This window comes from Marinobacterium sedimentorum, from assembly GCF_024267675.1.
GTDB classification, from domain to species: Bacteria; Pseudomonadota; Gammaproteobacteria; order Pseudomonadales; family Balneatricaceae; genus Marinobacterium_A; species Marinobacterium_A sedimentorum.
In genome coordinates this window covers 1-20,486 of record NZ_JALDYX010000037.1, presented here as the reverse complement: position 1 = coordinate 20,486, position 20,486 = coordinate 1, and the positions used below count along the sequence as shown (strand labels likewise).

Sequence of the window (20,486 nt, the reverse complement as noted above, 5' to 3'; positions counted from 1 at the left end):
GATCTGAACCAATTGAAATCAGATTTCTTATATAAAAAAGAAATTAAAAGACCATTTTTATCCCAATAAGAAATAAAAACCTGAATAGCAGCAGTACCTGACACAAGATAATATGGACAATATCAATAAACATTGATCACAATGTATAAATTAATCATTGACATAATCGTATACATGACATAACTTCTACAAAAGCTGATCAAATAGACAGGAACATGACGGAACTTATAACTCCTGTGGTATGAACGAATATCGAAAAATAGAAACGACTCAATAACACTACTAATCTGGTGGAATAACAGACGCCTTACCTGAGTTTCGTCTGCCAGAAAAAGCGGACGAAAGTGCATGGACGTGCTGAATTTACTGGAGTCGCATTGGCCTGCCGCCAATGGTGACACTCATCCCTGTTATTTACTAACCCACAGGTCAAATAAAAAATATTAATTTCCATATCGATTAAAATCATCTTTAAAAATTACTAGGATATAGGAGGTCAACACAAAGACAAAAAACGTGATTGAGGCAAACTTAAAACGAAAATTACTTAAAAAAACAAAAATGGAATAAAAAAATGAAAAGACCCATCGCAATTTTATCTAAAACCATTCTTGCTGGTACCATTGCTGTGCTTTTACCTCTGTCAGCCAGCCAGGCTGCAGACCAACTAAAAATTTCCGTCCTAATACCCGGTAAGCACAATGACAACGGTTTTATGGAAGCAGCCTACCGTGGTTACGAAAAGATAAAGAATGAGTTACCCGTCGAAGCGAGCTACGTATCAGATATTTCAGCAACCTCTGACCCAGTCTTGCTAACGGATGCGATGAGAAAACTGGCCGCCGATGGGCCTGACATGATAATTGCCCATGGTGGGCAATGTAATGGTCCAGCGGAAACTATCAGTAAGGAGTTTCCCAACATAAAGTTTGTCGTCATTCAGGGTCATGTCCAGGGACCCAACCTCTCAAGCTATGTTGTAAAACAGGAAGAGTCGGCCTGGCTTGCAGGCGCTCTCGCCGGTCTAACGACGAAAAGCAATGTAGTCGGCCACATCTCCGGAGCCTGGCCCAAGCCTGGCCTGATGGGTAGAGCGGCTTTTTATGATGGCCTGATGCACGTCAACCCCGAGGCAAAATTCGTTACCTGGTTCACGGGTGATCTCGATAACACAGTTATCAATGGAGATGCCGCAAAAGGTGAGATCAAGTATGGGGCAGACGTCATTTACACTATGCTAAACGCTGGCCGCCAAGGCGTAATAGATGAAATAAAGTCACATAATGGCGATGTACGCCATATCGGAAACGTATCCGACTGGACAACAGTGGATGATACCTTCATAGGTTCCGCAGTGGCCGATTCGAGTGTCGCAATCTTGAATGCGGCCAGAGACCTTAGTGATGGTAGCTGGCAACCCAATAAGGTGGAGGAAATCGGGCTTTCTCATTCTGACGTAGTCACGTTGTCATATGCTAAAGACGTATCCCCCGAAGTTCGAGAAAAGATCAACACATTAAGAGATAAAATATTATCTGGCGATATTAATATTAAAACCACATATGACGGACAGGAATTCAACCCAGCAACAGGGGAGTTCGTTAGCCAGTCATTCAAGGAAGAAAACCGGAAATAGACTTCGGATATGTAACTAGTGTACTGCTTCGCCCTAATGGGTGCTTATAGAGCCCGCCAATTCGTGTCCGGCAAGGCGCCGCTCGCCGGTAATATTAAACCGGTGGCATTTTACGTCTGTAGAGCCGGTTTAATACTGTGGCGCAGGATGCGCCGCCATTGGCCAACGGCCAATGCGAGCCCTTGAAAATCTAGGGATTTCACAAATTCCGCCCGATTTTCAAGGGCGATGATGAAACAGGGCGGGACGACCTGTTTCACCGCCAGGTTAATAGTGGGGCTCTTGCCAAGAGCGGCAACGCAGCAGGGCTGCGAATTGGCGAGCTCCCTGCGGGCGACTCGCTAAAAGCGTCTGCACTGTGCAGGAGACGTTTTACTTTTTGCCTCCGGCACCCCATCAGGCGTCGGCGAATTCCCGCTTGAGCGCCAGCTTGTCGACCTTGTTGGACGCATTGACCGGCAGTGAAGCAACCAGGCGCACCAGACGGGGCACCTTGTAATTGGCCATGTGCTGGCGTGACCACTGCACCAGTTCCTTCTCACTCAGCAGGCTGTCCTGGCGTGTGACGATGAAGGCACAGCCCACCTCGCCCATGCGGTCGTCCGGTACGCCGATCACGGCGGCCTGAGCGATGTCCGGATGCTCGAGCAACGCCGCTTCGATCTCGGCCGGGTAACAGTTGAAGCCGCCAACGATGAACATGTCCTTCAGGCGGCCGGTAATCCTGAGATTTCCATCGATGTCCAGGGTGCCGAGGTCGCCGGTGTGCAGCCAGCCCTCAACATCGATGGATTCGGCGGTGGCGGCCTCGTTCTGGAAGTAGCCCTGCATCACGTGAAAGCCCCGAATACAGATTTCGCCGCGTTCACCCGGCGCCAGCGCCTGTCCTGCCTTGTCCAGAATGGCGACCTCGGTCCCCGGGATAGCCCTGCCGCTGGTACCGGCGATGGTGGTTACCGGATCGCTGGGATCGCAGATGGTCGCCAGGCCGCCGCACTCCGTCAGACCGTAAGCCGTGGTCACCACCTTGAAGCCCAGTTCGCGTCGCATGCGCTCGATCAGAACCGGCGGAATGGTGGAGGCGCCCGTCGAGGCGACCCGCAGGCTGCTCAGGTCCATCTGCTGCAGCTTCGGATGCGCCAGCAGCGACAGATAGAGTGTCGGCGGCCCCGGCAGGACGCTGACCCGGTCGCGCTCGATACGCTCCAGCACCTCATCGGCATCGAAGACCGGGTGCGGCAGAATGGTGGCACCGCACAGCAGACAGCTGAGCCAGCCCGCCTTGTAGCCAAAGGCATGGAAAAAAGGGTTCACGACCAGAAAACGATCCCCCGGAACCAGCCCCAGAATGCGCACGAATTCGGAGAAAGCGCGTATCGTCGCACCGTGGGCCCCCATGACACCCTTGGGTTTACCCGTGGTGCCGGAGGTAAACATCAGATCGGACAGGCTGTCGGCGCCCAGCTGATAGGCGCGCTCCCATGCCACCGCCTCGCTGACGGACCCGGCCCGTGCCAGGAACGCGTCCCAGTCGAGGGTCCTGGCCAGTGGCGCACCGGCGCGCTCGCTCAGCACGATGGTCATGTCCAGCAGCGCGGCACCGTTCCCGGCCAGCATGGCTGGATAATCGGTATCGAGAAAATCCCCTACCGAAAACAGCACACGGCTGCCGCTGCGCTCGATGATATCGCAGGCCTCGGCGGCCTTCATGCGCGTATTGATCGGCACCAGCACGGCCCCGGCCATCTGCAGCCCCAGGGTAGCGAGAATCCAGCGCGCGCTGTTGGGCGCCCAGACTGCAACGCGATCGCCCTGCTTTACGCCAAGCTGTATCAGGCCGCGTGCAACCTCCAGTGCCCGACCGGCCAGGTCGGCGTAGTCAATGCATTCATCCTGCGCCTCGATGGCAGGGCGTCCGGCAAACTGGCGCGAGGCATGAAATACCAGTTCGGGGATCGTTTTCGCCTGCAGCGGAATCTGTAGCTGTGTTTGCATCAGGTTCATCTCAGATACTCATAATAAATTGGCCGCTGTCGACACGCAGCTCGATACCGTTGATCGCACGGGCCTCGTCCGACGCCAGGAAAGCCACCGCGGCGGCGACATCTTCCGGCAGACACATGCGGTTCATCGGGTCCTTGTCGATGGTGAAATTGGCGGGATCGACACCCACACCACCGGCCGCGCCGGTCACCAGTGCGACCTTGTTATCCATTGAATACGTCATGTTCAGATCCCTATGCAGAAGCCAGCGCCTGGGACACAACAGCGGTCTGGCCCGTCGCGACGGCATCGCTACAGAGCGCAGATGCGCCGGCGCGGCGCCCGGAAAAGACGCAGTCCGCCAGCGACAGGCCACTGACGTACAGATTGGAAGGTATGCCGACCGCTGTGCGGCCCGCCGCAAACAGGCCCGCGATGGGCGTGCCGGCGGCGGACAGCACCTGTCCACTGTCCTCGCTTACCTTGAGGCCGCCCAGGGTCAGTGCCCCCAGTGGCAGTACCGGACTGCCAACCGAGATATCCAGCGCGTAAAAAGGTCCTTCACGCAGCGGCTGGCAGGAATCAGCGGATTTGCCGAAGGGGTCCGGCTGCGCACTGGCAATCGCCTGGTTGTAGCCGCTGATGGAGGCCTGCAACTCAGCCGGCTCCATCCCCATGCGCTGTGCCAGCTGTGCCGGCGTTTTGCCCTTTTTGGCGCCCAGCAGCATCAGCGCCAGTGCCGGCACCGACTGAAACCACCAGTAGCCGCCAAAGAGCGCCTGGCGGATCGACTGCCAACGCAGCGGCTTGTCCAGAATCAGCCAGGCAGCGCCGTCCTGATCCTCGCAGATGGCATGGCCAAGCGTTGCCCCGTATACCTCCTCGTTGCAAAAGCGCTGGCCACGCCGGTTGACCACGATGCCCTTGGGCCATTTCTGCGGCGGATTGATGAAACGCCAGGCCGATACCTTGCCCAGGTGATCGGTTGCCGCCCCGACGGACTGCCCCAGGCGCAGGCCGCTGCCATCACACCCGGTGGCGCCGATCTTGAAGTTGCGGCGATAACGCGGCGCATGCTCGCGCACCAGGTCGCGATTGAAGATGAAGCCCCCGGTCGTGAGGATGACACCCTGTTGCGCCCGCACCAGCACAGGCCTGGCATGGCGCTGCTCCAGCGCCGACAGCTTCTGCCGCAGACGGTTGCAGTAGGCAGGCGCCAGGTTCTGCAGTTTTTCGGCCCACTGCGCCCATTTCGCGTGCAGCCGGGCTTCCCTGCTGCCCGCCGGCAGCGACCAGATTTCGGCGCCGATAACCCGCCCGTCGTGCTCGCTCACCACCAGCCTTCGTACCGCAGACTGTGTCAGGCTCTGGATACCCCTGGCACGACAGGCCGCCTGCAGGTGCCCATAGAGCACGACCCCGCCATGCCCCTTGCCCACGGTTCGGTGCCCGCGCGGTGCCGGCGGCGCATCGCCACCATAGGCCGGAACCAGCTCGTTACCGGAGTAGTAGAGGTAGTAGCCATCCTGGGGATAAGACGTCTTGCCGCCGGGCGGCATCTCATGGTTGTACGGCGTGCCCATGGACTCCAGCCACTGCAGGTTATCGACACTCTCGCGACAGAAGCGCTCAAGGGTGCGTTCCTGCACGACGCCCCGGGTCTCGTGTCTGAGGTAGTCGAGCATCGCCTCGGGCGTGTCCTGGTAGCCGGCGCGCAGCTGATGTGCCGTGCCGCCACCGGCATAGACTACCCCGCCGCTCTTGGCGCTGGCGCCACCGCCCTGGAAGCGGTCCACCAGCATCACCCGCGCACCCCTGTCGTGCGCCTCGATGGCCGCACTGGCACCCGCCGCCCCCCAGCCGACAACGAGCACATCACAGTCATGATCCCAATGCTGCGCAGCCGCATCCTGCAGCACCAGCGGCGGGCTGATTTCGGTCACGGTGGCTTGGCTCATGCGGTCACCTGCTGCTGATCCCGCTGGCGCACCAGGTCGTTGACTGCGATATAGCCAAAGGTCATGGCCGGGCCCAGGGTAGAACCGGCACCGGGGTAGCTGGTGCCCATCACCGATGCCGAGCAGTTGCCGATGGCATAGAGACCCGCGATTTCGGAGCCGTCTTCACGCACCACGCAACCGCGCTCGTTGGTCAGCAAGCCGCCCTTGGTGCCGATATCCCCGGCATTCAGACGCATGGCATAGAAAGGCCCTTTCCTGATCGGTGCCAGACAGGGATTGGGCTTGACGTTGCTGTCACCGTAGTAGCGATCGAATACATTGCCGCCGCGCTGGAAGTCCTCATCCTTGCCGCTGGCCGCAAAGCCATTGATGCGCCCCACGGTATCCTGCAGCCCGGCGGCATCGACATCGATCTGCCCGGCAAGCGCTTCGAGCGAATCCGCCTTCCAGTACACCGTCTTGTGCCAGGCCTTGGGCAGCCGGCTGTCGGGCATGATCTGCGACGGCATCAGAGGCCCCATCGCATAGTTAAAGCGGAAGTGACCGTCGAAAATCACCCAGGCCGGAATCGACTTGCCCGAGCGCGCATGATCCTTGTACATGGCATCGACAAACTCCAGGTAGGGTGCCGCCTCGTTGACGAAACGCCGGCCCTGCCCGTTCACGACTATGGCGCCGGGGAAGGCGCGCTCGGCAAAAACGCCGCGGGCTTTGTCTTCGCGGGGCACGCTGATGGTCGGCGCCCACCATGCCCAGTTCATCAGGTCGGTGGCCGCACCCAGCGCCTGCCCGGCCTCCAGTGCAGCACCGGTGTTGTTGCCCGGCGGCGTGGCGCTCCAGGCGACCTGCGAGGGCTGCGGCAGATACTTGTCACGCAGCGCCTGATTCTGCTCGAAGCCTCCGGAGCCCAGGATCACGCCGTGGCGCACCTCGATGATCTGCTCCTCACCGCCACGCTCGACCACCAGCCCGCTGATACGGCCATCGGTTTCGATCAGCTGCCTGAAATCGGTGTTGAGCCACAGCGGAACCTTGCGATCCATCAGCGAAGAGCGCAGCGAGGCCACCAGGGCGTTCCCCAGCGCAGAGCGGCGGTCGTTGCGGGTCTTGCGGCGCCAGCTGAAATCAAGTTTGTAGCGCAGCATCAGCCAGAGGATCATCAGCCGCCAGCCACGCTCCTTCGCCATGGCCTTGTGGGCATGGCGGGCGGTCCAGGCGATCTTGCCCATCAGCAGGGTGGTCGGCGAGGCCGGGCGCAGATTCTGCACCTCGTCGCCCAGCTCGGCAGTATCGAACAGCTCCGGATCGAGGGTTCGGCCGCCTGGCATGGCGCCCGGCAGGTGCGGGTAGTAATCGGGATACTTCTCGGCCACGGTGTAATGCAGGCGGGTGTTTTCCTCCAGGTACTGCATCATCTTGGGCGCGTTGTCGAGGTAGGCACGCAGGCGCTTTTCGTCCACCCCGCCCCCGGTCGAGGCCTGGAGATAGGTCAGCGCCCGCTCGTAACTGTCGTCGCCGCCCTTCGCCTTGAAATAATGATTGTTGGGAATCCAGATGCCGCCACCGGACAGCGCAGAGGTACCGCCATACTTGTCACTCTTTTCAACAATTAAAACCTTCATCCCCTGATCTGCAGCGAAAATCGCGGCGGACATGGCGCCCGCACCGGACCCAACCACTACGACGTCATAACTATTGCTGACTGTTACCTGTGATGTCATCTGCTCACTCCCCGTTGTTATTCTTACCCCGCGAACGACTGCCAAAGCCGCTCCAGCGACGCCAAACCCAATGGCACCCAGTCCACATAATGAGAGAGGAGAACAACCACAGGCATCGTCAAACCGGACTACTAGCCCGGCGGGGGTTACATGAAGCGGGAGGCATCGTCACTGGGCGACGGCGAGAACGAGCGCAACCTCATCCCCGAAAACGCTTAGCGTGGCCAAACACCTGCGCCCATTATTTCGGGGGGCAAGACAGCTGGTATAACGGACAAACAGGCTGGGAAACCGGACGTATAGGAGAAAATAGAAGTCTGCGGAGATCTTGAGTTCATTGAGCAGTGGCGGCCAGAAGATCGCCGTCGGCCGAGATGGGACCGAGTTAAACTCATTAATAGGACGAGTCATTTCAGGGTGATCAGATTGTGGCTGGCACAGTGCCCGCAGACTGGAACGAGGAGGCTAAACAAAGGGGATCCGCGTGGTTTTTAATTCTCCTTTTACACAAAGATGACCTCACGCCCGTGGCTTGACCAGACGGACGGAGTAGCACTGCCCGAAGGCAACCTGCGGCTTGCAGAAGTAGCAGTTGGGCGGAGGCTTACAGTCGCTGGTTGATCCCATTGTGAATTCACAGCACGCGCTCCCGATCAACATCGCGCACTCGCTGCGCTACCTGGTGCGCGACTGCCTTCACCTGGCCGACCTCGAGCGTTCCGGCATGCAGCCTGGGTAGCTGTTTCGTCAGCTCTGCACCATTCATGACAAATGGGTCAACGGAGCGCTGTTTCCTTTCGATATACCATCCAGGCAGCACAAGCACGCCCGCAACAGGGACTTCAAAGCCAGTAGCATCACAGAGCCATTTGCGAACCGATTGCACGTTTCTTCGAGTCTGCTCCAATGGAGCACGCTCTATATGGTTTGGAAAATGAAGAGCGTCCCCTTCAAGTCGGACCTTGAACTGCTTGTTTGTGCCGTTGATCGGTTTGGATCGCCCCTTCGTCTCGATCACGAACACACCGGATGGGGTGACAATCAGATGATCTATGTTGAAGCCCTCGAACGGAATGTCATGAAAGACCCGGTATGGCCGCTCTTCTGGCCGAATGATCTGTTCCAGTTCCTGCCCTACTGCCATTTCGCAGGCGAAACCAAGTCGTAGATACCCCAGTCGCTTTACGATTTTCAGCGCTTTCCATACGTAGTACCCGACCGCAATGGCGGCGAGACAAGACAGCGTGACCCAGGTTGCTAGACTTGCCTTGTTATCGAAGAACTCCCCCTGCATTAATAGCATTAACGGCGTGAGAGTAGTCATAACCGGAATCGTTATGAAACACAGCATCAGGTCAGATTGCAGTGAGTCGATCTGCTTTTGTAGGGTAAAACCGGCTGGCCTGAGTAGGTCTGCCGTGAGTGGCGTTGCCCGACTGCGCGCCTGAAGCTTTTTCAGATATACAACTATGCCCACAAGTAGCATCAGCGGACCCAAGCATAGCGTGAGAACAATGCCGACAGCGTAAAACGATGACTGCCATTCCATATGACCTGCTCCATCCATGCGTAGTGAGCAAGCATCATAGGTGGTTCCCAGGAAAGCGCCAATAGGCACCGCTGGAACCGGGTTTCGATAGCCCCAATGCGCTTTTCTATTGCAACGATTCTACTGTGCCTCCACTCAACCCGACATGGATCGAATTGGCTTGGTCAAGAGATCGTGGTTGATGAACCGCGATTATTCTACATACTGATCACAAAACCATCACTGAACTAAGGACTGCACCACATGGAAAGTGTATCAATTATCGTCACCCTGGTTGTCATCGCAGGCTTCCTGTTCTTTCGGTGGCGTAAGTCGGTCAGGGCCGCGGCCGCTTTAAGAGACGAAAACGAGTCATTGCGTCAGAAGTATGCTCCGATACTGGATGTCGAAGCAGAAGTCGAGAAGCAACGCGACGAATACAACACCCTTATCGCTAAGTTCAAGGCTCTGAAGCCCAATTTCGAAAAGAAGCATGAACAGTTGTCGTGGGACTACAACGAGCAATTGAATATATACCGCCGCCTGAAGCGTGAAATGGATCGGCTCTACGGGAACGTGGAGGCCATGTCCTTTGGTATATACGAACCATACTTCGAATTTGAGACCCCTGAAAAATTCAAAGAAACCATCAAAGAAGTCCGAGAGCAGCAAAAGGCTCTGATCAAGGACGAGAGAGCCGCAAGCTGCGACACCGATTGGCAAGTTGGGGGGAGTAAAACTGAAGGTCGAAAAATGATTAAACGACAGACCAAGCTGATGCTCAGGGCTTTTAATGGAGAGTGTGATGCTGCCATTTCAAAGGTGAAGTGGAACAATGTACTTGGCATGGAGGAGCGTATTCGAAAGTCGCTTGACGCAATCAACAAGACCGGCGAGTCCATGAATGTTTCGATCACGCCTCAATACCTCAACCTGAAATTGAAGGAATTACGACTAAATCACGAATTAGCCGAGAAGCAGTATCAGATCAAGGAGGAGCAGCGCCAGATACGAGAGGAAATGCGCGAGGAAGAGAAAGCGCGCAGAGAGCTTGAGAAGGCGCAGCAGGATGCGCAGAAGGAAGAACAGCGATATCAACAAGTGCTTGAGAAAGCGCGTCTTGAGCTTCAGGAAGCACATGGCGCTGAAGCTGAAAAGTACGCTGAACAGATACAACAGCTCGAGCAGCAATTGGCCGATGCGCACGAGAAATCGCAGCGAGCCATTTCCCGCGCCCAGGAAACCAAATCCGGCCACGTTTATGTAATATCGAACGAAGGATCGTTTGGTGAGGACGTGTACAAAATCGGTATGACCCGTCGCCTTGAACCCTTGGATCGTGTGCGAGAACTAGGCGATGCGTCGGTTCCCTTCCTGTTCGATGTTCACGCCATGATCTTCTCGCACAACGCTCCTGAACTGGAACGAGAGCTTCACAATCATTTTGACCACAGACGCCTGAATCTCGTAAACAACCGAAAAGAGTTTTTCCATATTAATCTGGATGAAATTGAAGAAGCCGTTACGAAAAAGGGACTTAACGTTGAGTTCACAAAAATTGCGGAGGCTCATGAATATCGCGAGTCAGTGGTGAAACGTCGAAGCCTGAATGAAAGCCAGTCGGAGAGGGCAAAGGAAGAAGTCGAGTTAGCAGATGGATTTCCGGAGAGCATCTAAGGCCAAATTGGCTTTTCTCTTTCCAAATAAACGCATCAACGCCCGCGTGCACCCTGCTGGGCAGCGTACCGCTGCGACCAGGCAAGTACCGGCAGGAAGACCAAAGACAACGCTACGCCTCACCCTGCGGGCCGCCGCTTCGGCAACGATGTCTCGCTACGCTCGACTCGCCCCCCACCAACAAGTTCGAAACCTGCTTATCCGGCAGACTGTCCAGTGCAACAGCCGACAGGAAAACCGCGGTGCCAGGCGGCACCGCAATGAAGGAGTTAACGCCGCTTCAGACGTACAGCAACTGCTTGATCTGCGCCTTGAGCAGCTTGCCGGCGGGGTTGCGCGGCAACTTCTCCTGCTGCACCGAGATTACGGAGGGGACCTTGTAGGCCGCCAGGTGATCACCGACGAAGACCTGCAACTCGGACTCGGGCAGATCTTCGCCCGGCGCGATCGCGACGACTGCCACCACCGCCTCGCCCGTCATGTCATCGGGCACCCCGAACACCGCCGCCTCGCGCACCAGCGGGTGACGCAGCAGGCAGGATTCAACTTCCGCCGCGGCGATATTCTCGCCGGCACGGTTAATCACATCCTTGAGGCGGTCGACGATGTAGATACAACCGTTTGCATCCACATGCCCCAGATCGCCGGTGTGCAGCCAGCCATCGCGCAGCGTGGCGGCGGTGGCCGCGGGGTCGTTCAGGTACTCGGTCATGAGGGTCGCCGCCCGCAGGCAGATCTCGCCATTCTCCCCCGCGGGCACTGATTCGCCATCGGGCGCCAGGATGCGCACCTGCACCAGTGGCGACACCAGCCCGGAGCTTCGTGGGCGCAGGCGGAACAGATCGCCCGAAATACCGGCACCAACGCCATTGGATTCGGTCATGCCATAGCCGATGCCCACCAGTTGTTCGGGCAGCGCAGTGAGCACCTCATCGATCAGGCCCTGCGGCAGCCCTGCCCCGCCAAAGCCGAGCCCGGCCAGACCGCCCTTGACCAGCTCGCTGTGAAATCCGGGTTCGCGCAGCAGCTGCATCACCATAGACGGGGCGCCATTGAACTGCGTGACCTGCTCAGTGGCCATAAGCTCGACCGCGGCGGCCGGATCCCACTTGTGCATGAACACCAGCCGGCGCCCGGTGCGCAGTGCCGTGAGGAGCTGGGCATGCAGACCACTGACATGAAACAGCGGCACGGCAGTCAGAATCACCGGCGGGCGCGCCATCCTCTGCACCCGCGCCAGTGCCTCGGGCGAGGTCATCACCGACAGGGCGCTGATGTAGTCGATGTTGTATAGCGCCTGGCAGACGGCCCGCTGGGACGAGACCACTGCCTTGGCCTTGCTGGTGGCGCCGGAGGTAAACAGGATCAGGGCCGGATCTTCAGGTTGCGGCTCCACCGCCGGCAGCGCGCCGGCCGGTCGCGAGACGACCTCCTCATAAGGATGCAGGCCCGCGCCGGAACCGGCGGGCGCCGAGCCGACCAGCAGCACGCGCATAGAGGCACCGATATTCTGCGCGCCTATGCGTTCCAGGCGGTCGCTGTCACAGGCCAGAATGTCCGCCTCCAGGTCATCCAGCGCAGAACGCAGTTCCTCGCCAAGGCCGAAGCTGTTCAGCGGCGCCGGTACCGCGCCCAGGCGCGCCGCGGCAACAAACACCGCCACCCATTCCGGCCGGTTGCGCATCGCGATGGCGACACGCCGGCCCGGCGTTACCCCCTGGCTGTGCATCCAGGATGCCAGCGCATCCACCTGTTCATAGAAACGCCTAAAGCTCCAGCGTTCGCCCTGATAGACCAGAAAACAGGCGTCATCATCACGCCTTGACTGAGCAATGACGTCAACCAGGCTGGCGGGGGCATTGCGGTAGACTGCTTGACGCCCGTAGGGCGTATTCACGTCAGTCAGCTCGAAAGGCGCACCCGGTGCGGTCAGTTGCGCCTGAACGTCAACCGTTTGCTCCGAAATGGCATTCATTTGGGGTCTCCCATTCTTGTTGTACTCGCGATTCAATCAGCAGGCCTGATAGCTGTCCAGCCCGCCGGTGTCGGTAACCCGGCTCATCCGGCCGGACTGACAGAGATAACTCAGGTGCGCCAGGGTCTCGCCCAGGCCCAGAATCAGTTCAAATGACTTCAGTTCTCGCTGGAACAGCCAGCCCATGGCCTGATAGGCGGTAAAGGCTTCACCCTGCTCCGCGCGCTCCAGCAGCAGGTCGAGCTGACGCCCATGATGCGCTTCCAGCTGGCGCACCCGGATATGCAGGCCCCGGAAAACCGGGCCGTGCGCCGGCAGTACCAGCGTATCGGGGCACAGCGTCAGCAGTTTCTGCAATGACAGCAGCCAATTATCAAGCGGATTGGCTTCGGGCTCGACATCGCTGACCATTACATTGGAGCTGATGCCGGGAAGCACCTGATCTCCCGCCAGCAGAATCGCCTCATCAGGCGCATAGAGGCAGGCATGCTCCGGCGAGTGTCCCTCACCGATCACCACCTGCCACTCACGCCCGCCGATTCTCAGCCGGCAGCCTTCGCGCAGGCGAATAAAGCTCGGCGGAAAATCAGGTACGAAGGGATCCTTTCGATGCGCTCTGGACATCCGCTGGAACTGTTCCAGTGGCATACCGGCACGGGCAAAAAATGCACGCTGCGATTCTTCCTTGACCACGGCGTTGGAGCTGGCCAGCGCCCGCATGGTGAAATACTCGCCATGGGTCATGTACAGCGGCGCGTCGAATTCCCGCATCAGCCAACTGGCAAGCCCGGCGTGGTCATAGTGAAAGTGGGTACAGATCACGCCCTTCAGCGGCTGCCCGGGAAACTGCTGCTCGGCCAGTTGCCGCCAGCAGGCCTTGGAAACGTCGGTATTCAGGCCGGTATCAACCAGATACCAGCCGTCACCATCATCCAGCAAATAGACATTGATATGGTCCAGCGCCATCGGCATCGGCATCCGTGCCCAGTACACACCAGGAGCCACCAACGTGACCGCGCCGGCTTCACGCGGCACGTCGAAAGGGTACTCCAGCGCATCGCGCTCGGCCGCCTTGCGCTGACTCAACTGGGTCGCGCTTGCATACTCCGGCATGACTTTCTCCTGTTAGATCGACTGGGACACAGTTCAAGGTCTCCATCTGACGTGATCCGGCGCCTGCTCACTACGTCCAAAAGGACGATGTATCGATTTCAGACTCGCGTAAGTTGTTTGCTACAACAATAAGCTAATCGGAGCTTTGCCATGCCCCCCATGCCCCCCCAAGTCACGCCAAGGAGCCATCTGACCCTGGCACTGCTGGCATTGGTGTATGTGTTTTCCTTTATCGACCGAAACGTTATCGCCATCGTGCTCGAGCCGATCAAGCAGGAATTTCAGGCATCGGACACCATGATGGGGCTGCTGACGGGGCTGGCGTTTGCGGTGCTCTATGGCATCCTCGGCATCCCGCTGGGCCGGATGGTCGATCAGGGCGCCGACCGGCGCAAGATGATCGCTATCTGCTGCGGCCTCTGGAGCCTGGCGACCATGGCCTGCGGAACAGTCACCAGCTTCTGGCAACTGCTGATGGCCCGCATGACAGTGGCTATCGGTGAAGCCGGTGGCATGGCACCCTCGGTATCACTGGTATCGGACCTCTATCCCAAGGCGCGCCGCTCGCTGGCCATGAGTATCTTCATGCTTGGCCCGCAACTGGGTCTGCTGATCGCCATGGTTGCTGGCGGCTACATCGCCCAAAACTATGGCTGGCGCAGCACCTTTCTGTTTTTCGGCATTCCCGGGATAGTGCTGGCCGCCGCGCTCTGGCTCTTCACCCGGGACCCGGGGCGGGGCATCTTCGATAGCGCCGAAGAGAAGCGCCAGGCCAAGGCTGTGTCAGACAAAAAACTGGGGCCGCAGATCGCGGCCATCTTCAAGGTTCGTGCCTTCGTTCTGCTCTGCTTCGCCTGCGGCCTCACCGGCGTGGTCGGCTATGGCTATGGCATCTGGGCACCGACCTTCCTGCTGCGCACCTACGAGATGCCGCTGGCCCAGGCGGGCTTTATGTTTGGCATCGCCAGCGGCCTGTTCGCCGCCTGCGGCGCCATTTTCAGTGGCTGGTTCTGCGACAAACTGATCGTTAAAAACACCGGCTGGCAGATCGGCCTGCCGCTGCTCGGCATCCTGGTCAGCCTGCCCATGGGTATTGCCTTTGTGCTCTGGCCGCAAACGTCCAGTTTCAGTCTCGGCGGTTTCGACGTGCCGTACGCCATGCTGTTCGCCGCCGGATTTGCCTTCTTCAACAGCTGGTGGCCCTCGCTGACCTTTACCGCTGTCAGTCACCTGCTCACCAGCTCGCAGCGGGCCATGGGCGCCGCCTTCCTGAATCTGTTCATGACCCTGCTGGGCGCGGGTTTTGGCCCGTTGCTCTCAGGCACGCTCAGCGACATTTACACCCGCAGCTTCGGTCCCGATGGCCTGCGCTATGCGCTGGCAACCATTCTGTGTCTGCTGCTCGTTGCTGCTGCGCTCTATTTCCTGGCACTGGGGCCCTACAAACGTCGCCTGGCAACACTTGATTCGGAAAGAATCAAGGCTCCGGATGACATAGGCGCAACGGCATCACCCAACCCAAAAGATCCGGATAGTCCAAACAGGGTATGCCCCGTCCCCGGCTCTTATTCAAAATCAAATGGCTAATAACAACAGGCTAAAGGAGTTTCCTATGGCAACATCCCAGGATTATCGCCTCGGGGATTTCACCTTCCCGCGCGGCTGGTTCATGATCGCAACCTCTGACGACATCAATACCCACAAGCCGCTGGCGGTGCGCTTCTTCGGACGTGACTTTGCCCTGTATCGCGGTCGCGAAACCGGCCGGGTGGTGTTGCTGGATGCGTACTGCCCGCACATGAAAACGCACCTGGCCGCCCCCAACGATACCTCCTACGTCATTATCGACGGCGGCGGTACCAATATTGAGGGCGACAGTATTCGCTGCCCGTACCACGCCTGGCGCTTCGGCCCGGACGGCCAGTGCGACGACATTCCCTACCACGAGGGCCCCATTCCGAAAACGGCCTGCATCAAGTCCTGGACCGTCAAGGAAAGCCTGGGCGCGATCTGGGTCTGGCACGATCCCGAAGGGGGCGAGCCTGAGTGGGACCACCCGTCACTGCCCGAATGGGACGACAAGGCCTGGGTGCAGTGGAAGTACGATGACCTGGGCATGCTGCAACAGCACCCGCAGGAGGTGATCGACAATATCTGCGATTATGGTCACCTAAGCCCGATCCACGGATCGACCGTGCAGCGCTATGAGAACGAATTTTCCGGCCATCTCGCCACGCAGCGCCAGTGCGGCCCGCACCGCACCCTGGTGGGTCCGGACGGCAAGAGTCCGATTCTGCATACCCTCACCACCTACCATGGCCCGGGCGTGCTGATTTCCTACCTGAGCGGTTACTACGAATCGATCCTGTTTATTACCCATACCCCGGTCGAGGACGGCAGCATACGCGTCTGGCACGCTCTGCTGGTCAAGTCCCCCGGCGGCAACGCCGAGGCTAGCGTGGAGGACGGCATCGCCGCGCGCCAGTTCCAGCACTCAAGCCGGCTCGCCTTTGAGCAGGACTTTGAGGTCTGGACCAACAAGGCGCCCTGCTTCAACGGCCTGTTCCTTCCCAGTGACGGGCCCTTCATGAAAGCCCGCATCTGGTACAAGCAGTTCTACAATCCCCGTGAACGCAAGGCCGAGTTCCAGGACAAGTGTGACGGCCTGTACGTGCCCCGCGGCGCCGAGCCCTATACCCAGAACTGACCGGCAACGGCAATGCTGACAACAACGGCCTGAAGGCTCCCTTCAGGCCGTTTTTTATTCTGCAACCCCAAATAACCGCTGAAACCTCTGACCCGATTACTAAAAATCACATTCGATTTGCACCTCAACCGAGCGCTAGAGCATTTTCACGAAACACTTATCTGTCGATCTAAGTTTTTAGTACTCCTTACTTCGAGGCGGCGGAACATGGGTCGAGGTAAGATGAAAGTGCTCTAGTTGCCCACTGCCACCGAAACATCAGAGCGGCTCTTATTCCCCCTTATGAAGCCGGCGAGCACTGAGGTCATTATGCGATCAGGCCTGAAAGGTTGATACAGGGACTGTATCGACGCCGATTAGCACATGGAGGTGCGTTAGCGGCGCCCGCAGAATGACCTCAGAGCGCAGCGGAAAGGCTTCATCGGGGCGTGCTTTCTTTGGTTACTTTCTTTGCACGAGCAAAGAAAGTAACGCGCCAGCAAGGCGCAAAACGAGCCATCAAACCGCTCCGATACCCCAGCCTGCACATACTCCAACACGGTCACCTTAATCTCGTCTCAACTATCGCAATGGGTCGATGGCAAGGTTCTCCGGGGCAGCAGGGCGTTCGTCGCGAGGCGCGACTCCTACCGGTTGGGTTTAGCACCCTGGTGCTGTCCGTGGCTTTGGTAGGTTGGAAATGAGCGCAGCGAATTCCGACAAGCGCCACGCAGCGGTGGGCTTGTGAAGAGCAGCAAAGCTTAAAGCTTTAAGCTTAAAAAAGCCGACAGGCGGGCACCCTGCGAGGCTCGAATAAAATATTAAATCGCAAGAACTAAATCAGTAGCGCAGAATAATTTATCTTTCAGTATTTCTCCTGCAAAAACAACCACAAGTGCGCGAGCAAGGCATTTATTCTGCGAGCCTCGCACCGGCCTGTCATCAGGCAAGTGCGTTAGCTGCCCATCAACCGACTGCAGCGATTATCGGCTTTCTAGTCTTTTCAGACGATTTGCCCGAACCCTCATTACCGAACAATGCCTGTACAACAACAATAAACCCTCGTTACCGATCAATTGAGAAGTCCTCAGCGGTAAAAGGGTTTGTATCAGGAGGCAAGATGAAAATGCAGCACTTGTGGAAGCCCTTGGCGGCTTCGGTTGTCCTTACTCTGTCTGTAACTGCCCACGCCCAGGTGTCCCCCGCAGAAGCGGCCAAGCTGGGCAACGAGCTGACCTGTGTCGGCGCCGTCGCCGCAGGCAACGAAGCAGGCACCATCCCTCCATTCTCTGGTAAATGGCTTGGCACCCCCCCGGGCATCAACTACACCCCCAATGTCGGTCAGCACCCCATTGACCCCTACCCGGATGACAAGCCGATCCTGGTGATCGACGGCCAAAACTGGGAGCAATACCAGGAGCACCTGACCGAAGGCCAGATAGCCCTGCTGAAACGCTTCGCGACCAGCTACCAGATTCCGGTGTATGAGGGACGACGCGATTTCCGCTATCCCGATGAAGTCTGTGACATTGCCAAGCGCAACGCACTGGAGTCCGAACTGATCGACAATGGCATGGGCTTTACCGGCTATATGGGCGCCATCCCGTTCCCCATTCCATCCGGCGACAACCAGGCAATGCAGGTACTGGCCAACCACAACTTCCCCTATCGCGCCTACACCGAAGAGATGGAGAAACGCGACCTGGCCGAAGTGAATAACAACGGCAAGGTCACCTGGGGCCGCACCACCAACAAGGGCCTGAATATAGTCACGGCGCCGGACAGCATGGGCAAACCGATCGGCGACACCATGGCTTACAGCGATACGCGCACCCTGCTGCCAACACGCAACGAGGGCTCGGGCACCGTCTCCATCGAGCCGGTCAACTTTGCCCAGGGCGAACGCCTGGCGTGGAACTACAATCCGGGTACGCGCCGCGTACGTCAGCTGCCGGAGTACGGCTTTGATACTCCTGCTGCCGGTACGTCGGGCAAGATGACCATCGACCAGGACCGCCTGATGAACGGCTCGCCCGAGCGCTATGACTGGGTTCTGAAAGGCAAGAAGGAAATCTACATTCCGGCCAATACCTACAAGCTGCATGAAGAAGGCGTTTCCTACGATGAGCTGCTGACCCCCAACCACCCCAACCCCAAGTTCATGCGCTATGAACTGCGCCGGGTCTGGGTACTGGAAGGCAACCTCAAGGCCACCCACCGTCACAAGTATGGCAAGCGCGTACTCTACATCGATGAGGACACCTGGCATGGCGTTGTCAGCGACTTCTACGACACCCGTGGCGAGCTGGTGAACCACGCGTTCCTCAACTATTACTACGCCTACGACATGAACGCCTGGCAGGCCGGTTCCAGCTTTTATCAGGATCTTGCGACCGGGGGCTACGTCGCCTACAACCTGTTCCAGGGTCTGGAAAAGGGCCCTATCCTGAACGCCGGCAACTTTACCAAAGAGATGTTCACCCCCGCCGCCCTGCGCCGCACCAGCCACTGATGACCGAGGTCTGAACCGATGACAAGCTTTAAACCCAATCTGCTCGTCCTCGCCATCCTGAGTGCGGGCATGAGTGCCCAGTCCCAGGCTGGCGAGCCCATCGACCTGGGCAATGACCTGACGCTGGACTGGAAAGGCACCGCCACCTACTCCCTGGCCGCACGCACCGAAGGCCAGGCCGACCCGGCTTTTACCGGCAGCAGCGGCAACCGCAACTTTGATGACGGCGACCTGGTCGCCAATCGCCTGGCACTGCTGATGGAAGGCCGTCTGCACAAGGGCGACACGGGCCTGGTGATGTCGGCCAGTACCTTTTACGACGATGTCTATCAGGACGATGACAAGTTTTCATCCGATGCCCAGAAGTTTCACGGCGGCTACACCCGCCTGCTCGACCTCTATGGCTACACCACCTTTGATCTGGGCAATGACCGCCTGCTGAACCTGCGCCTGGGCAAGCATGTTGTTGCCTGGGGCGAGGCACTGTTCCTGCCCAGCATTTCGCTGGCGCAGGGCCCCTCGGATGCCACCAAGTCCGGCATTCCCGGCACCGAGGTAAAGGACATCCTGCTGCCCGAAGACCAGATCTCGATGCAGCTGGAGATGAACCCCAACTGGTCGCTGATGGCGCATGCCCAGTACAACTGGCATCCGGTCATGGTATCGGAGCCCGGTACCTTCCTGAGCACCAGTGAAGCCGTCGGCGAAGGCGCCACCTGCCTGACCGCCGCTCCCGGCGAGCCCTGCTTTTTCGGCAACCTCCGTGGCGATATCGAGCCGGACAAGACCGGCCAGTGGGGTGTCGGTACCCGTATCCGCACCAGCCTGGATACGGAACTTGGCTTCTACTACCTGAACTACCACGACCGGATTCCGCTGCCGGAAGTGAATGCCATGACCAACTCCTACCGCGTGCGCTACTTCGACGATATCGAACTGTACGGCGCCTCCTTCACAACCATGATGGGCATCGCCTCCATTGCCGGTGAGGTCTCCTACAAGAAAGGGGCCCCGGTCCTGCTGAATACGCCCATAGTGCCGGCCACGCCGACACGGGCCGATATCCTGCAGACCAACCTCAACACCATCGTCAACTTCGGCCGCACCCCCCTGGCGGATGTTGCCACCCTGGTGGCCGAGGTAGCCTATGTTGATATCCTGGATGTCGACGAACGCGGAACCCCTGGATTCGCGGGCACCGAAACCGATGAGCTGTACTACACCAGCCACGGTCTGGCGTTCTCCAGCAAGCTCACCCTGAGCTACCCTGGCGTGACCGAGAACTGGGATCTGAGCGTGCCTATCAGCTACGCGCGCCAGCTTAGCGGTCGCACCATCACCGGCGGCGTTGGCGGTGAGGGCGATCACCGCTTCGGTATAGGTGCGGACTTCACTCACAAGAACGGCGTTCAGGTCGGTCTCAACTACCTGAGTTACCTGGGCAGTGACGATTGGGATGAACCCTTGGAAGAGCGCAAGCTGACCGACCGCGACAACATCTCGCTCACGGTGAAATACGCCTTCTAAGCGTGGTTGCCTGACAAGATCCCTGCATTCTTCCTTCGGCCTCTTTTGAGGCCATTTTTTTATGTACAGGATGTACGGTATGCCGCGGGCGCATGGATGCGCGGGAGCGGCAATGTACAGGATGTACGGTATGCCGCGGGCGCATGGATGCGCGGGAGCGGCAATGT

General features: G+C 58.4%; 13 protein-coding genes. 6 read left to right on the top strand and 7 right to left on the bottom strand.

Annotated elements, in window-relative coordinates; translation table 11 throughout:
* Window positions 1–574 precede the first annotated feature (574 nt).
* Complete coding sequence (locus tag MRS74_RS20660; RefSeq protein ID WP_254582176.1) at window positions 575–1,636, top strand: BMP family protein; 1,062 nt, start codon at window positions 575–577, stop codon at window positions 1,634–1,636.
* Window positions 1,637–2,032: 396 nt separating this feature from the next.
* Here MRS74_RS20660 and MRS74_RS20655 read toward each other — a convergent pair whose 3' ends face one another.
* The 5 genes from MRS74_RS20655 to MRS74_RS20635 all read right to left on the bottom strand — a co-directional run bounded on the left by MRS74_RS20655 (window position 2,033) and on the right by MRS74_RS20635 (window position 8,850).
* A complete protein-coding gene (locus MRS74_RS20655) occupies window positions 2,033–3,640 on the bottom strand; it encodes a FadD3 family acyl-CoA ligase (RefSeq protein WP_254582175.1) in 1,608 nt (535 codons plus the stop codon).
* 1 nt (window position 3,641) lies between these two features.
* A complete protein-coding gene (locus MRS74_RS20650) occupies window positions 3,642–3,863 on the bottom strand; it encodes an SDR family oxidoreductase (RefSeq protein ID WP_254582174.1) in 222 nt (73 codons plus the stop codon).
* A 10-nt stretch (window positions 3,864–3,873) separates the two neighbouring features.
* Window positions 3,874–5,577: an FAD-binding protein gene (locus tag MRS74_RS20645; protein ID WP_254582173.1), complete on the bottom strand. Its 1,704-nt coding sequence runs from the start codon at window positions 5,575–5,577 to the stop codon at window positions 3,874–3,876.
* Complete coding sequence (locus MRS74_RS20640) at window positions 5,574–7,301, bottom strand: FAD-dependent oxidoreductase (protein ID WP_254582172.1); 1,728 nt, start codon at window positions 7,299–7,301, stop codon at window positions 5,574–5,576. Before MRS74_RS20640 ends, MRS74_RS20645 begins: the two co-directional genes overlap by 4 nt.
* A gap of 634 nt (window positions 7,302–7,935) precedes the next feature.
* On the bottom strand, window positions 7,936–8,850 hold the full coding sequence (locus MRS74_RS20635) for a nuclease-related domain-containing protein (protein ID WP_254582171.1): 915 nt from the start codon (window positions 8,848–8,850) through the stop codon (window positions 7,936–7,938).
* A 243-nt stretch (window positions 8,851–9,093) separates the two neighbouring features.
* Between MRS74_RS20635 and MRS74_RS20630 the strand changes: the two genes are divergently transcribed.
* Window positions 9,094–10,506: an SNIPE associated domain-containing protein gene (locus tag MRS74_RS20630; RefSeq protein WP_254582170.1), complete on the top strand. Its 1,413-nt coding sequence runs from the start codon at window positions 9,094–9,096 to the stop codon at window positions 10,504–10,506.
* A gap of 280 nt (window positions 10,507–10,786) precedes the next feature.
* On the opposite strand, the gene MRS74_RS20620 is transcribed toward MRS74_RS20630, so the two are convergent.
* Window positions 10,787–12,481: a class I adenylate-forming enzyme family protein gene (locus tag MRS74_RS20620; RefSeq protein ID WP_254582169.1), complete on the bottom strand. Its 1,695-nt coding sequence runs from the start codon at window positions 12,479–12,481 to the stop codon at window positions 10,787–10,789.
* A gap of 36 nt (window positions 12,482–12,517) precedes the next feature.
* Entirely contained in the window at window positions 12,518–13,594 is a 1,077-nt protein-coding gene (locus tag MRS74_RS20615) for an MBL fold metallo-hydrolase (RefSeq protein ID WP_254582168.1), read from the bottom strand.
* A 150-nt stretch (window positions 13,595–13,744) separates the two neighbouring features.
* On the opposite strand from MRS74_RS20615, the gene MRS74_RS20610 reads away from it, so the two are divergent.
* The 4 genes from MRS74_RS20610 (at window position 13,745) to MRS74_RS20595 (ending at window position 20,319) form a co-directional block, all read left to right on the top strand.
* Entirely contained in the window at window positions 13,745–15,181 is a 1,437-nt protein-coding gene (locus tag MRS74_RS20610) for a spinster family MFS transporter (protein WP_254582167.1), read from the top strand.
* 25 nt (window positions 15,182–15,206) lie between these two features.
* Entirely contained in the window at window positions 15,207–16,301 is a 1,095-nt protein-coding gene (locus MRS74_RS20605) for an aromatic ring-hydroxylating dioxygenase subunit alpha (protein ID WP_254582166.1), read from the top strand.
* Window positions 16,302–17,400: 1,099 nt separating this feature from the next.
* On the top strand, window positions 17,401–18,792 hold the full coding sequence (locus MRS74_RS20600) for a DUF1329 domain-containing protein (protein ID WP_254582165.1): 1,392 nt from the start codon (window positions 17,401–17,403) through the stop codon (window positions 18,790–18,792).
* An 18-nt stretch (window positions 18,793–18,810) separates the two neighbouring features.
* On the top strand, window positions 18,811–20,319 hold the full coding sequence (locus MRS74_RS20595) for a DUF1302 domain-containing protein (protein WP_254582164.1): 1,509 nt from the start codon (window positions 18,811–18,813) through the stop codon (window positions 20,317–20,319).
* The last annotated feature ends 167 nt before the right edge of the window (window positions 20,320–20,486 follow it).